We start from the raw sequence: 15,939 nt of genomic DNA, 5'->3' as shown, positions 1-15,939 counted from the left end.
GCTATCCCTCGGATCGCGAGTGGGCGGGGGTGAACTTCAGATCGAGAATCGACGCGCCGAACACCGGGGCAGCGGGCGGCGGAACCACCGTGGCGGGCGACGGCACGGCCGCGGGCGGCTTCGCCACCGTGGCCGCGGTTTCGGTTCCGGCGGTCCGGTCGATCCAGTGCCGCTTGCGGTGGAACACGGGCGCGGGCAACGGCTCCCGGCCCGGCGCGCCGGTGTGCTCGGCGACGATCAGATGGGCATTGGTGCCGCCCAGTCCGAACGCGCTCACGCCTGCCGCGCGGACCCCATCGGTGTCCCACGGTCGCAGGGTCGTGTTCGGGGTGAACGGCGACGCGGCGAAGTCGAAGCGCGGGTTGGGGGTCTCGCAGAACAGCGTCGGCGGCAGCTGCCGGTGCTTGAGCGCGAGCACCACCTTGAGCAGGCCCGCCATGCCCGCCGCAGACAGCAGGTGCCCGACATTGGACTTGACGCTGCCGATCGCGCAGAACCCACTGTCCTCTGTGGTCTCGCGGTAGACATCGGTGAGCGCGCGCACCTCGATCGGGTCGCCGATCATGGTCCCGGTGCCGTGCGCCTCGACCAAGCCGATCTCCCGGGCGGACAAGCCGCTCCGCGCCAACGCCCGTCGCACGACCTTGGCCTGGGCGGACGGGTTCGGCGTGGTCAGACCCATGGTGTGGCCGTCGTTGTTGACCGCGACCGCGCGGATCACCGCGTGCACCCGGTCGCCGTCGGCGAGAGCACGATCGAGGGTCTTGAGCAGCACCACGCCGCAGCCCTCACCGGGGACGAAACCGTTGGCACGCTCGTCGAAGGTGAAACAGCGGCCATCCGGGGACAGCGCCCCGGCCGCGCTGAACTCCAGATAGGGCTGCTCGTCGAGAAGCACGTCCACCCCGCCCGCGACGGCGACTTCGGATTCGCCGTCGAGCAGGCTGCGGCACGCGAGCTGGATGCCGACCAGCGACGACGAGCAGGCGCTGTCCACCACCATGTTCGGGCCGCGGAAGTCGAACTGGTGCGCCACCCTGGCCGCGACGAAGTTCTGGTCGGTGCCCATGCCCGCCGCGCCGCCACGGGCTCCGGTGCGCTCCCGGTAGTTCGACATCCGGGCGCCGACGAACACGCCCACGTCCCGACCCCACAGCTCCTTTTCCGGGTAACCCGCGTCCGCCATGGCCGCCGCGGTGGTCTCCAGGAACAGCCGGATCGCCGGGTCGAGGCAGGTCGCCTCTTCCTCGGTCATGCCGAAGTAGTCGGCGTCGAAGTCCTCGATGCCCTCGACAAACCCGCCCCACTTGCTGATCGAGGCGTGCGGGTACAGCGCGGACTTGTCCCAGCGGGAAGCGGGAACCTCGGACACCGAGCAGCGTTTGGCCGTGAGGTTCGCCCAGAAGGCGTTGGTGTCCGGGGCGTCGGGGAACCGGCAGGCCATGCCCACGACCGCGATCTCCCGCCCGGTGGGGATGGCAGGCCCCGGCTGGGGGGTGACCGGGGCCTGCCTGGTCGGGGCCCTGTCCGCGCCGAGGGCCGCGGACAGGGCGTTCAGGGTGGGGTGGCTCAGCAGTGTGCCGGGCTCCAGCCTGCGGCCGAGGCGCGCCTCGATGCGCTGCATGAGTTCGGCCAGCATGACCGACTCGACGCCCAGTTCCTCGAACAGCGCCGACGGGTCAAGCTCGGCGACGGGGATGCCCAACAGCTCCGAGAACAGAGCGTAGAGCCAGCTTGGCGGCCCGGTCACCGGTTCGGGAACCCGCTCGGGAACCGGCTCGGCCTGGGTGGTGCGCGCGGCGTGGGCGGGGAGCGCCGCGATGTCGACACCCGCGTTCAGCGGACGGGCTGGCACCAGCCGGGAGTGCGGCGACGCCGACGCCACGTCCAGCAGTGCCAGGCCTTCCGCGTCGGTGAGAGAGTCGACGCCCACCGAGGCGCAGCCGTCCGGTTGCGCGGCGCCCATGCCCGCGGCGCGCCAGGTCGGCCAGTTCACCGAGCGGAAGTACGGGCGGCCGGTGCGAACCTGGTGGTCGGCGAACAGGTCAAGGTAGGCGTTGGCGGCCGAGTAGTCGAGCACACCAGACGCCAAGCCGGGAACCACCGCCGACAGCGACGAGAACAGCACAAAGAAGTCAGGCCAGTCCCCTGCGCACAATTCGGCCAAGGTGCGCAGGCCGTCGACCTTGGGGGCCAAGACCGCCGCGAGGTCGTCGTTCTCCTTGTGCACGAAAGACGGCCTGCCCGCCGGGCCGCGACCGGCGCAATGCACGACACCGCCGATCGGGCCCAGCGCACGCGCGCGATCAAGGAACCGCGCGAGCGCTGCCCGGTCGGTCAGCGGTCCAGTGTGGACAATCACCTCGGCGCCCGCCTGCTCCAGGTCCGCGATGTCGGGAGCGACGGGCCGCAGTCCGGCCAGGGCGATCTTGCGTGCCCCGCGCGAGACCAGGTGCCGGGCCACCAACGCTCCGATGCCCCGCGTGCCACCGGTGACCAGGTATGTCCGCGCCGGGTCGATGGACACCGATGCCTGCGCCGGAGTCAGCGGCGCGAGGCGTGGAACCAACCGAACCGCGCCCCGCACCGCGACGTCGCCCTTGCTCTCAGCGGAGAACTCGGCGGCGATCGTCCCGGCGGTCAGCTCGTCCACGTCCAGCACCGCCGCCGCGACCCGGGGGTACTCCGCGCCGAGCATCCGCACGAACCCGGCCACCACACCGCCCGCCAGACTCGGCGCGGGTCCCGCAGGCCCGAGAAGCCCCCGAGTTACCTGGAGAATCCGCAAGTCCCGACCCCGGGCGCGGCTCACCAGCGACCGCAGTGCGGCCAGGCGCGGCTCCCACGGGCGCTCCGCCCCATCCAGGTCGGTCAGGTCGAGGACGCCATCGGCTTCCGGAATCGGCTGCCCTTCCGCGACGGGCCGCGCGCCGAGCAGGTCGCCGACTTGGCGAGCCAGCGCGGCGGTCGCGGCGGTGTGCAGGACGACAGCCTGGCCGGTGAACGTGCGTGCGCCGAAGTCAGCTGGTGTCCACACCGGAACGTGCAGCGGCACGGTCAGGCTCGTGGGTTCGGGCAGCCAGTAGCGCTTGCGGTCGAACGGGTACGAGGGCAGGCCGGTGATCCGCGCCGGGCTCGCGTGCAGGGTCGCCCAGTCGACGCGTCCGCCGCCGACCCAATGGTCGGCGAGCCCGCGCAGCTCGTGCTCATCCGGCGGAGTGGTCCCCGCGGCCGCGAGTGCGCCGGGAGGCGCGGTGGCGCCGGGAGTGCGGCCGGTCACCACGGCCGACGGCTGCCCGGCCAGGTGGCGGTCGAGTTCGGCGAGCAGGTGGCCGTGGTCGCGGGCCACCACCGCCAGCCGCTCCCGCAGCGGTTCCCGGCCGATCTGGAGCGTGTGCGCGATATCCGCCAGCGCGGGCAGGCCGGACGCGGTCCGCTCACCCGCGTACGTGGCGATCAGGTACGCGCCGATGTCCTGCGGCGAGGTGGAACCGTTGCCCGGCAATGCCGCCGGGACTTCGCCGTTGGCGATACGCCGCAACTGCCCCAGCAGCGCGTCGTAGTCGACCGGCGCGGCCGGGGCATCCGAGTCACGCAGGAACCCGGCCAGCCGTCCTGCCACGGCCCGCAGTGCCTCCGCGTCCCTGGCCGAGAGCACGATCAACTGCGGACCGCCCACAGTGGACTGTCTCGGCGCGGCGACGAACTCCTCGACCACGACATGGGCGTTCGCGCCGCCCGCGCCGAACGAGCTCACGCCCGCCCTCCTGGGCAACGGTGTGCCGTCCGCGCCACGCGCCGCCTGCCAAGCCTCCGCCCGGGTCTGCACGCGGAACGGCGAGGAAGCCCAGTCGATGTTGGGGTTCGGCTCGTCGGCGTGCAGGGACGGGACCAGGGTGCGGTGGCGCAACTGCAAGATCACCTTGGTGAGCGCCGCGATGCCCGCCGCGGCCTCGGGGTGGCCGATGTTGGACTTCACCGACCCGATCGCGCAGGCCCCCGGCGCCAGCGTGGTCCCGGCGAACGCCCGGGTCAACCCGTTGACCTCCACCGGGTCGCCGAGTTCGGTGCCGGTGCCGTGCGCCTCCAGGTAGCCGATGGTGGCCGGGTCGACGCCAGCGCGGCGCAGCGCGTCGAGCACCAGCGCGCCCTGGGCGACCGGGTTGGGGACCATGTAGCCGTTGGTCTTGCCGCCGTGGTTGATCGCGGTGCCCTTGATCACCGCGTGCACCCGGTCGCCGTCGGCGACCGCATGGGCCAGCGGCTTGAGCAGCACCGCGCCGACGCCTTCCGCGGGCACGAACCCGTCGCCGCCCTTGCCGAACGCGCGGCAGCGGTGGTCGGTCGAGCTCATCTTGAGCCGGTCCTGCTGGATGAACTTGTTGGGGTGCAGCGACAGGTTCACCCCGCCCGCCAGCGCGACCGCGCATTCGCCGCGCCGCAGGCTTTCCACCGCCAGGTGCAGCGCGGTCAGCGACGACGAGCACATCGTGTCGACGGCGAGGCTGGGGCCGGTGAGGTCGAGGAAGTACGACACCCGGTTGGCGATGCCCGCGACGGCCGAGCCCGCGTCGGCAGGCGTCCCGGCCTGGGTGCGCTCGACACCGAAGAACGGGTACTCGTTGTACATCACGCCTGCGAAGACGCCGACCTTCGAGTCGTGCCGCTCGGCGAGCCGGGCGCGGGTGTAGCCCGCGTCTTCCAGGGTTTCCCAGGCGATCTGGAGGAACAGCCGCTCCTGCGGGTCCATCAGCTCGGCGTCACGCGGGGTGATGGAGAACAGCAGCGGGTCGAATGTGTCCACATCGGACAGGAACCCACCCCACATCAGGTCGGTCGGCCATCCGGGCCGGGCGCGGTCGGCGGGCAGCGGGGTCACGCAGTCGCGGCCGTCGAGCAGATTGCGCCAGAACGTGTCCAGGTCGTCGGCCTGCGGGTAGCGGCCCGCGATCCCGATCACCGCGATGTCGCCGGGGGCGTCCTGCCACGGCCAGTCGCCCTCGGAGCCGCCCTTGTGGTCGTCGTCCTCTTCCGGGCCGTCCTCGATCAGCGACTCCAGCGCGCCCGCGACCCCGGCGAGGTCGGCGTGCTCGAAGAACAGGGTGCGCGGCACGTCCGAGAACTCGGCCTGGAGCAACGCGTTCACCTTGGCGATGAGCTGCGAGTTCAGGCCGTAGTGCTCCAACGGCACCCGGGGGTGCAGCCGGGCGACGGGAATGCCGGACGCCTCGGAATAAGCGCGCTTGACGAACGCCACGGTGTCTTCGCTGACCTCGCGGGGAAGCGGCGCCACCGCGGGCAGCTCATCCTCGGGCAGCACGGGCTCGATGACGGGCGGTTCTACCTGGGGCGGCTCAGGCTCAGGCAAGCCAGCGTCCAGCCAGTGCCGCTCGGCCGCGAACGGGTACGTGGGCAGGGAAACCCGCGACGAAGGCGGCAGCCAGTAGCGGTGCCACTCCACGTGGTAACCCTCGATCCAGCTCGCCACCGCGTCGTACTTGTCGGCGGGCTCCACCCGGGCGGCGGCCAGCGCGGCGTCGACCTCGGCGGTGAACATCCCCTCAACCGGTCGCCCGGCGAGGTATCCGCGCAGGCACGCCAGCAGCTCAGGGATGTCCGCCGCCGTGAGCGCGAGCCGGTGCGGCAGGTGCGCGCGGCCGGTCTGCAAGGTGTACGCGATCTCGGCGACCGCGGGGGCCGCACCAGAGGCGTGCCGGTCGGCCAGGTGCTCGTAGAGGTTGCGGGCGGCCGCTTTCAGCGCGGGCGCGGTCGCCGCGGACAGCAGCACCGGGTACTTCCGGCCCGCGGGTCCCGGCTGTGGCACGCGCGGCTCCGGGCCGCGCACGAGGACGTGCCCATAGGTGCCGGTGGCGCCGACGGCGTTGACCATCGCGCGGACCCTGCCGTCGGCGGCGGACGCGCGCAGCGGCTGCGGCGCGTCGACCAGGGTGACCGGCAAGTCGTGCCAGGCGATGAGGGCGCTGCGCTCGTCGGCGGCCAGGGTCGGCGCGATCTGCCCGTGTTCCAGTTGCAGCAACACCTTGATGAGCTGCGACAGCCCGGACGCGGCCTCCAGGTGCCCGATGTTGGGCTTCACCGTGCCGACCGGAACCGGTCGCGGCGCGTCGGCGAACACCGCGCCCAGCGCTTCCAGCTCGGCCGCGTCGGCGACGCTCGCGCCCGCGGCGGCGCACTCCACATAGTCCACTTCGGACGGCTCGCGGCCTGCCTCGGCCAGCGCCCGCGCCATCGACTCGGCCAGCGCGTCCGCGTTCGGCGCGCCGAACCGGCTCGACCGGCCGGAGTGCCCGATCCAGGTGCCCTCGATGATCCCGCGCACCACGTCGTGCTCGGCGACCGCGGCGGCGGCGGGCCGCAGCACGATGACCCCGCAGCCCTCGCCGGGCGCCCACCCGGAGGCCGTGTTGTCGAAGGCGGACTGGCCGCCGGACGTGGTGACCAGCCCCAGGTCGTCGAGCAGTCGCAGGTGGTACGGGTGCGCCAACAGGTTCGCCGCGCCGACCACGGCCGCGTCGCACTCGCCGCGCCGCAGGCTTTCCACGGCCAGGTGCAGCGCCGCCAACGACGACGAGCACGAGGTGTCGACCGCGATGCTCGGGCCGCGGAAGTCGAAGAAGTACGAGATGCGGTTCGCGATGTCCGACGCGGTCGCCGAGACCGTCGCCGCCGCCCCACGCTGCCACGCCTCCGCGCCGACCTGCCGGTAGTCCTGCCACATGGAGCCGATGAACACGCCGACCCGGCCGGACTGGCGGCTCAGCGAGTCCGCGGTGTGCCCGGCGTTCTCCAGCGCTTCCCACACGGTTTGCAGCAGCAGGCGCGCCTGCGGGTCAAGCGTTCTCGCCTCGTCCGGGGAGGTGTGGAACAGCAGCGCGTCGAAGGAGTCGATCGCGTCGAGGAACCCGCCGGTGAGGCCGGTCTCGCCACCGGGACTGAGCGCTGCGCGGCGACCGGCGGGCACCGGGCCGGTGGAACGCCTGCCGGAGCGCAGGTTCTGCCAGAACTCGGCCAAGCCGTCTGCGCCCGGGAACCTGCCCGCCATGCCGATGACGGCGACATCCCCGCTGTCGCGCCGGTCGCCGCGCCCGGCGCTCTCGTCCGGCTCGCCGCCCGGGTTCGCCGAGTGCGACTCGAACGGCGGCCGGACCCCGTTGCCGCTCGGCTCGTGCTCGGCCGGGCCGCCGAGGAAGCCGTGCAGGAACACGTGTCCGTCGTCCAGCGCGAAGTCCTCGGTCAGCGACACCGCGCCGATCGGGCACAGCCCGACCCCGGCCGCCGCCTGCCCCATGAGCAGGACCTGCCCGAGATACCCGGCCTCCAGGGTCAGGTACCGCAGACTTTCCTCCTGGTACAGCGGCTCGATCCCGTGCGTCTGGCCGATCAGGTAGACGCCGAACCCGGACGCGTCGTAGACGGGCCGGTTGTAGAAGAAGTGGTGCGACCGGTCGAGTTTCGGCTTCGCGGTGATCAGCCGCAGTTCGTGTCCGGCGGGGTCGTAGTAGTAGACGCCTTCCCCGACTCCTTCGACGGCATTCGGCCGGATGTGCAGATAAACCTGCACGGAGTACGTGTCGCCCGCCGACGGGTAAAGCAGGCGGGTGCGGCCGTCGATCGAGGTTTCCCTGAGCAGGCCCAAGAACCGGCTGAACGCCGCGTACGGCAGCGGTCCGGCGTCGAACTCGCGGCGGCTCGCCCGCCACGCGAAGTGCTCGCGCGGCGGCGCGAGGTCATCGAGCCGGACCACGCGCTCGCCAGGAGCCACGGGCCGACGGTTGCGCTTGGCGCTCTTGAACGCCTTTTGCTGCTCCGGCGAGAACAGGTCGACCGGTTCGGGCTCCGGCTCGGCCGCGACGGCCTCCACCGGGCCGAGCTGGCGAGCGATGGAGGCGACCGTGGGATCGTTGAGCAGGGCCGAGACCGGGACGCGGGTGCCGTAGCGGTCGTGCAGGGCGTTGGAGACCTGGACCATGGTGAACGAGGTCGCCCCCTGGTCCCACAGGTCGGTGGTCGGGTCCACTGTGGGCAGTCCGAGCCGTTCGGCGAAGATCGCCGCGATCTCGCTGATCAACTGCTCGTGCGACGGCCCGGTCCGCTGCTTTTCTGGCTTGGGCCTGTCGGTCACCGGCCACGGCAGCGCGTCCCGGTCCAGCTTTCCGTTCGCCGTCGCGGGGAAGGTGTCCACGAAGCCGACGAAGTTGGGCACCATGTACTCGGGCAGCGTCTGCCCGGCGTACACGCGCAGCTCCCGCACCGACGGCGGCGTGTCCCCGGCCGGGATGACATACGCCACCAGCTTGCGGTCCCCTGAACCGTCGTCGCGGGCCAGGACGACGACCTCGGTCACCGACTCGTGCTGGCGCAGCCGGTGCTCGATCTCGCCCAGTTCCACGCGGAAGCCGCGAATCTTGACCTGGTTGTCGGCCCGGCCGAGGAAGCACAGGTTCCCGTCCGGGAAGTAGCTCGCCCGGTCCCCGGTCATGTACAGCTTCTCGCCCGGGTGGAACGGGTCGTCGATGAACCGCTCCGCGGTGAGGTCAGGCCGGTTCACGTACCCCAGCGACAGGACCACCCCGCCGATGTAGAGATCGCCCTCGACACCGACCGGCACCGGCTCCAGGTTCTCGTCCAGCACGTGGTAGCGGGCGTTGTCGATCGGCTTGCCGTACGGAATGCTGCGCCAGGCCGGCTCGATTTCACCGATACGGAACCAGTTCGACCACACCGTGGCCTCGGTCGCGCCGCCCAGGCTGATCATCTCGGCGTTCGGGAACACCGGGCGCAGCTCGTCCGGCAGGGAAAGCGGCGTGTAGTCACCGGAAAGGAACACCAGCCGCAGATCACGCGTGCCCGGGTGCCCCTGCTTGGCCGCGAGCAGCGGCGCGAGCTGGTTGAGCGTGGTCGGCGCGGAGTTCCAGAATGTGATCGGCTCGGTGAGCAGCAGGTCCAGCAGCAGTTCGGGGTCGCGCTGCTGCGCGGCGTCGGCGATGTAGAGGCAGGCGCCGCAGCCCAACATGCCGAAGATGTCGAACACCGACAGGTCGAAGCCGAGCGAGGTCACACACAGGCCGACGTCAGACGGTCCGAAGTGGAACGTCCGGTAGCACCAGTTCAGCAGGTTGTGCACAGGCCGGTGGGTGACCGCGACGCCCTTGGGCTTCCCGGTGCTGCCCGAGGTGAAGATGATGTACGCGCGGTTGTCCACGCTCGCGGTGGGAACCGGGTTCGTGTCAGCCGATCCCGCGTCCTCCGCGGTGTCCGCGTCGACCTCGATCACCTCGATCGACGCGGCGACCGGCCAGCGCGCGGTGTCGGTCGTCGTCAGGACGATCGAGCAGCGCGCCTCGGCCAGCATCACCGCCGCGCGCTCGGCGGGCAGGCCGGGCTCGACGGGAAGATACAGCCCGTCCGCCTTGAGGATGCCCAGGACGGCGGCGATCATCTCCGGTCCGCGGCGCATTCCGATACCCACCACGGTCTCCGGTCCGACCCCACGCCGCTTGAGCCGCCAGGCGATCGCGTTCGCCTGCCGGTTCAGCTCGCCGTAGGTCATCGTGCCGCCTGGCCATCGCAGGGCGACCGCTTCCGGGGTCAGCGTGGCGTGCCGCTCGAACGCCAAGTGGATCGGCCCGGCGCAGGGAAAGTCGCGGGCCGTGGCGTTCCACTCCACGAGGATCTTGTGCCGCTCGTCGCCGCCCCCGGTCCAGGCCGCGTCGTCGTCCTCCAACGCCCGCACCAGGCGGGTGAACTCGGCGAACATCGCCGCCACCGCGCCATCGGGAAAGTCGGCTTCCACCACGTCCCAACAGAAGCGGAACCCGTCGGCGTCCAGTTCGCCGATGCAGTCCAGCGACACGTCCGGCGTGTAAGTCATCCACTCGCCCGCCCGAGCGCCCGTGGGAAGCGGTTCGTGCCGGAACATGCTCGTGTACACGACCGGGAACGCGTACGTGCCGGTGCGCCGCTCCCGGTTGACGATCTTGCGCAGCTCCGCCAGCCCACTGACCGCGTCCGCGCGGGCGTCGGCGTCCAGCTCGGCCTGATACGCCTGCGCCGCAGCGACCACGGAGCGGTCGGCGGGCCCCCGGCGGACCCAGCTCAGGCTGGTCAGCTCCGCGGGCCGGAACCGCTGCTGCGCCTCGGGGAACCGCACCACCGACACGCTGAACTCGTCGGTGAACCGAACCGACAGCGCTTTGCCCAGCACGGCGAGCAGCACCGCGTCGGCGGTGACGCCGTGCCGTTCGCACCGCTGCGCGAATCCGGCCCAATCCCGGATCTCGCCGGTGAGCCGAGTGCGCCGCCGCCCGGCCGATGCGCGCGGCTGGGTCGTGATCTCCGGCCCCGGCGGCAAGTCGGCCAACCGCTCCCGCCAATGCCGCTGCCAGTCCAGGAAGTCCGACGCGAGCCGCGCGTGCTCACGCGCCGCCCGCTGCTCCGCGTACGGCGCCTGCGGCCTCGGCTCGGCCGAGGGATCGAGGTAGACTCGTAGCAGCTCGCGGGCGATGAGGTGGATGCTCACCGCGTCGGCCAGCAGCAGGTCGACCGCGAAGTGCACCGTTGCCCCCGCCCGCGACCGGGTGACCCGCAGGTCGAAATGGTGCCACCGGGCCAGCGGGAACGCCGCCCCCACCATCGCGTCTCGGGTGGCGGCGTCAATCGCGCCGTGCTGGTCCACATCGGACACCTCGGTCACCGGCACCCGCCACCGCGAAGCCGTGTCCCGCCGGACCCGGATGCGCCCGTCCCCGGACACCGCGCCGCGCAGCACGTCGTAGGCGCCGATCACGCGCAGCGCCGCGGCTTCCAGCCGGGCGATGTCGAGGTCGCCGTCGAGGTGGAAGCTGGTATGCACCTGGCACCCGTCCCACGCCGTGGCCTCGCCCGCGCGGGCGACGAAGTAGGCCTGCTGCAACTCGTTGAGCCGCCGGACCTCGAACCGCGGCGTGGTCGCCAACTCGCGCAGGTCGTTCACCAGGTCCGCGAACGCCGCGTCGGCCACCCCGGGACCCACCATCGCGTCGGCGACATCCCATTGCAGGTGCAGTTCCCCGTTCTGCTGCCACATCTGGTGGTCGAGCGCCACTCCCGAGGTCTGGCTGACCGCGTAGTCGACCTGTGCGGCGAACCCGCCGTCCGCCCCGTCCGGGATGGCGTCGACCATGCTGGTGAACACCACCGGCAACGACACCTGCCGCCGCACGGCCCGCCGTGCCCGCAACTCGCGCTGCACCGCCACCCCGCAGACCGAGGAGTGCTGCACCGCCTGCCACAGCTGCTTGTGCGTCCGCGCCGCCGCCTCGTCCAACCGCACCCCGGCGGTGGCGTCGGCGAGGAACAACGCGCTGGCCGTGAACGGCCCCACCAGGTTTGCCACCTCACCCGGCAGCCGAACCCGGTTGTTGGTAGTCACCACCAGCGAAAACGGCGCCTGCCCACCATGCCGCGCCAACACTTCCGCGAACAGCGTCAACACCAGCGACGTGGGCGAGACATCCCATGCTCCCGCCAGTTCCCGAATGGCCGCCCACTCCCGAGCGCTGAGCGAGTCCCGAATCGGCCGCCGCGCCACGTCGTCTCGCCCCGGCGCGTCACCGAGCGCCGGGCCGTCCGGCAGGTCACGCAGCAGCTCGACCCAGTAGTCCAGATCGGCCGCGTACCCCGGCGTCTCCTCCTGGGCCGTCAACGCCCCCAAGCAGTCCCGCACGCTGACCGAGGACGTGGGCAGCACATAATCCGGGTCCCGATACAGCGCCGCCCACTGCGTGAGCAGCAACGCCAGCCCGTGCCCATCGGTGATCACCGCGTCCAGGCTGAGGTGGACCCGCCCGCCCCCATCCCCTCGAACGGTCACCTCGACATCGAACAGCGGCCACGCTCCTACCGGGTAAGCCTTGTGCGACAGCCGCTTCCGCACCTCCGCGACATGCCGCTCCTGCTCGACCGCCCCAGTAGAAGCCAGATCGTGCACTTCCAATGTCCACTCAGGACTGCCTTCCGCGACCCGCTGCCGCCCATCCGCGGTGAGCACCACCCGCAACATGTCATGGTGCGCCACCAACCGCGCCCAGGCGTCCCGCAGCCGGTCGACGTCCAGGTCGTCGACCTCGAACTCCCGGTAGAGATGACACCCCACCGCGTCCGGGGTCAACTCGGCCTGCTTCCCCAACACATAAGCCTGCTGAATAGGCGTCAACCCGAACGGCTCACCAGCACTGGCATCATCGGCCCGAACAACAACCCCGGTGGCCCGCGAAACCCCGCCAACAGCCCCGGACCCCAGATGGCCCGCCACCCGCTCCACCAGTTCGGCGAAGTCCGCGCTCCGCCCCACCCAGTCAATGGGAATGTCAACGGAGAACTCGGTCTGCAACGCCAGCCACAACCGCGCCGCCGCCATCGAGTCCAACCCATAGGCCCGCAACGAGGCCCCCAGGTCAGGCGCGACACCAGCCGGAAGCAGCTCGGCCAGCACCCGCACCACAGCCGCCCGAACCCGCTCCCGAACCCCACCGTCCCGAGCCACCGCCCGGCTACCCACAGCCCGACCGCCCGCAGTGCCGTCGCCTGGCGCCATTGCACACTCCCCAAGAGAAGGTCCGTCGCCCACGCGGCACACCCGGGTGCTTTGACCACACAAGCTTTTCCCAAGCCACCTGCCGCACCTCGACGCTACTGACCGCCTCCCGCCCTGCCTGCTCAGCTTTGAGCAGGTCCCCGGTCGCACCTGACCACGATCACGCCCATCGCGCCGTCGACCGCGTGGTCTTCCAAAAGGTGCCCGAGGTGGGGTCCGCGACGCTCGTCGCTTGGTTCAGGCCGAACCCGCCAACCGGGCACGTCGGAAAACGATCAATTCAGCGATCCGCTGGGCGGCGTCCGTGGGAAAGACCCACTGTTCCCCGTCGACAAACGCGATGCGCACGCTCTCCCCTTCGTTCTCGGTGACCACACGCACGGAAGCGATCTCGGTCATCGGTCGGGGCAGTGTGCGGCGTTTGAGCGTGAACGGTGAGCTTCGGTGTGTGTTGATCTCGCCCGCGGCGACGAGCAGAAGGTGCCCGCGGTCCTTTCTGGCCCGAAAAGGCAACTCGATCGGCGAATCGATCAGGTCAGGGCCGTAGGGCACGAGCACCTTGTCCCGCCCGTATTCGCCCAGCGCGTGCAGCGATCCGATGACCACTCCCATCACCGCGACCATCAGCGCGAGGACCCAGGGCCGAAATGGAATCAGCAGCGCGATCATGGGGCCCACCTGCAAGGCGAGCACGGCCCCGGCCATCGCAGCAGCGTACGGCCAGCTTGTGGGTTGGTCGCGGCGGTTGCCGAAGTAGATCGCGCAGACCACCGCCAAGACCGCGGGCACCACCAGCAGCCCGGCGGGCAGGTCGCGTCCAGGGAAGGCAGGCACGGCGGCCCCGAGCGTGAGCAGCGCGGTCGCGCCGATTCCCCAACGCAGCAACAGCAGCACCGGACGGCCCCGGCGGAGGCGGTCCTCGACCGTGGTCGACAGAGGCGCCCGTTCGGCCCTCCGGCTCGCCATCCAGGTCCGCAGCAGGTTGACCACACCCCATCCGGCGAAGATCAGGGCGCACACCGCCTCCAGGTAGACCGCCGCCTGGTCGGTCTCCAGCATCGGCTGCCCGGATTCGGTCCTACCAGGGGTGATGTGGTACCCGCCGAACAGGAGACCGACGACGGTGAAGGCCAAACGTGGCTTCGTCCCAGCGATCACCGGCGAGTTGTCCGGCGCGACCAGTCGCAGGCCCAGCCCAACGAAACCGAGGACGGTCATCGCCCCGGCCGCGATGGCCAACTGGGCGGCGCTGTCATAGGCCTCGCTCGGCCCGAACACCCACATCCAGAAGATCGCCAGCCCACTCGCCAAGACCGCGAGATGCGATGCCAACAGCAGAAGCACGTTCCCCCCAATCACCCCTGTCAAACCACACCGTATGGGACACTGGCCAGCCTAGGGAATCGAAGGGGGGCACATGGTAGACCCTTACGAACTGCTCGACGGCATCGAGGCACGCGTCGCCGCTATGCAGCAGCAGGCCAATGCCGTGCGAGACGAGATGGCAGCCGTCTCAGTCACCGAGCACGGCCGCGGTGGTCAGATCACGGTCACCGTCAACCATATGGGCAATCTGACCGCACTGGAGATCGGGCAGGCTATCCGCTCCGACCCGTCCCTCGCCCAGGATATTATGCGCACCCTGTGGGCCGCCCAGAGCAAACTCGGCGACGCGATGCGCGCGGGCGTCCCTTCCGCACAGGCGACGCCTGAGACGATGGCCGCTATCCAGGACGAGATGACGCGGATGTTTCCTTCGCCGCCGCCGGACGATTTCGTTCGGAACGATACGGCCGAGCGTTTCGAGGACCTTTTCCTCCCGAAGGAGACCATGCCTGCCCCACCATCACCTGTCGCACCCCGCCAGCCGAGACGGCCGAGCGCATCGCCTGACGATGACGACTACTACGAGAGCGGCGACTTCTTCCGCTGACCTGCTAGGGGGAACCATGCCCGACTCCGGCGGCTTTGATGTCAGTCCCGCTGAGATTGAAGCGCACGCCAAGAAGGTCCAAAACACCGCCGATCTGCTCGGCACCGCAGTTGACGCGGCCAAGGGTCGGCTAGGGTACGAGGACTTCGGCTTGTTCGGCGCGCCGTTGGGTCTGGCGTGCAACCTGATCATGGAAAATGCCACCGAGTCGCTGGCCGAGGCTCAGGCGGCGGGAGGGCGGCATTCCGAGGCAGTCGCCGAATGGGCCAACGACCATCGGGTAACCGAGGAGTCGATTACCGCCTTGTTCAAGGGGACGTCGTGACCGAAAACAGCATCGTCGCTGATGCGCGAACTGAGACCACCGCGGCGAAGACACCGGTCAAGGCCGCACTCGAAGGCGCGGGTCTGCTCCAGGATGCCGTCGGTGGAGTCGAAACGATCATCAGCGGTGACTGGGCGGGGGGCCTTGCCGACCTCGCGGCAGGTGCGTTCGACGTCGCTGGGGTGATCCGGGACCCATTCGGCTCGGTACTGAGCATGGGTTTCGGATGGCTGCTGGAATATTTCGGCCCCGCTAAGCAGGTACTGGACTGGCTCACCGGCAACCAGAACAATCTGGAACTGACGGTCAAGACATGGGACCAAATCGGCAAGCAAGTTCAGCAGACCGCCAAGGACCTGACCGACAGCATCCAGGGGCACTGCGCGACCTGGGAGGGTCCGGCCGCCGAGCGGTACCGAGAGTGGGCGCAGGACCAGATCGACACCTACGCCGCGTTGTCCAACATCGCGACTGGGGTATCGGCCGCTGTCGACATCAGCAAGACGATCCTCAACGCCGTGCGTGGATTCGTCCGGGGTTTGATCGCGGACGTCCTAGCCAAGGTCGTCTCGATGCTGTGTCGCTACGTGCCTCCCGCATACCCAGTGGCAATGGCCGCCGAAGGCCTGCCGCTGATTATCGAAAACACCATGAAGATCACCAAGCTGGTCCGACGCTTGGTGGACGCGTTCGGCAAGTTGGGTAAACACCTTGGCAAGCTCGGCGAGTTGTTGACGAAGGCTACCAAGCATCTCAACCGCGGTATCCACGCGGTTGACATCGCTGTCCGGAGGCGTGTCGCGCCAGCTGTGAAGGACCTGCTCACACGGCCCGAACTGTTACAACGAGCAGGCATGGAAGCTCTGAAGGAGGGAATCAAGTACACGGGGCCGCGCATGGCCAACGGCATCATCAACGGGGTCACCAACACTGCCAACCCAAACTCTCAGATTGACTGGGGAGAGACACGGGGTAAACAATCCCAGGACTATCGTGAAACCCGAATTACGCCCACCGAAACCGGAGGAACACGGGTCACGGGTGCATTGTAGAAACAACGGCTGGTCTACACCAGACTGGCGATCA

Annotated in this window: 5 protein-coding genes; 3 read left to right on the top strand and 2 right to left on the bottom strand. The window is 70.2% G+C overall.

The genetic code is table 11. The features are described from left to right. Nucleotide 1: 1 nt before the first annotated feature. Together BLS56_RS31905 and BLS56_RS24295 are read right to left on the bottom strand one after the other, a co-directional pair. Entirely contained in the window at nucleotides 2-12,544 is a 12,543-nt protein-coding gene (locus tag BLS56_RS31905; RefSeq protein ID WP_267463943.1) for a non-ribosomal peptide synthetase, read from the bottom strand. Nucleotides 12,545-12,832: 288 nt separating this feature from the next. Beyond that, nucleotides 12,833-13,939, bottom strand: a complete 1,107-nt coding sequence (locus BLS56_RS24295; RefSeq protein WP_091455302.1) for a hypothetical protein — start codon at nucleotides 13,937-13,939, stop codon at nucleotides 12,833-12,835. Between the two features lie 73 nt (nucleotides 13,940-14,012). Between BLS56_RS24295 and BLS56_RS24290 the strand changes: the two genes are divergently transcribed. The 3 genes from BLS56_RS24290 to BLS56_RS24280 are packed head-to-tail and all read left to right on the top strand — an operon-like array spanning nucleotide 14,013 to nucleotide 15,905. Continuing rightward, nucleotides 14,013-14,528: a YbaB/EbfC family nucleoid-associated protein gene (locus tag BLS56_RS24290; RefSeq protein ID WP_091455300.1), complete on the top strand. Its 516-nt coding sequence runs from the start codon at nucleotides 14,013-14,015 to the stop codon at nucleotides 14,526-14,528. Between the two features lie 16 nt (nucleotides 14,529-14,544). Further along, nucleotides 14,545-14,853: a hypothetical protein gene (locus BLS56_RS24285; RefSeq protein ID WP_091455299.1), complete on the top strand. Its 309-nt coding sequence runs from the start codon at nucleotides 14,545-14,547 to the stop codon at nucleotides 14,851-14,853. After that, complete coding sequence (locus BLS56_RS24280; protein WP_091455297.1) at nucleotides 14,850-15,905, top strand: WXG100 family type VII secretion target; 1,056 nt, start codon at nucleotides 14,850-14,852, stop codon at nucleotides 15,903-15,905. Before BLS56_RS24285 ends, BLS56_RS24280 begins: the two co-directional genes overlap by 4 nt. The last annotated feature ends 34 nt before the right edge of the window (nucleotides 15,906-15,939 follow it).

The organism is Actinokineospora iranica (assembly GCF_900101685.1).
GTDB lineage: Bacteria > Actinomycetota > Actinomycetes > Mycobacteriales > Pseudonocardiaceae > Actinokineospora > Actinokineospora iranica.
Note: the sequence above shows the minus strand (reverse complement) of the source record. Positions and strands in the feature narration are given on the sequence as shown.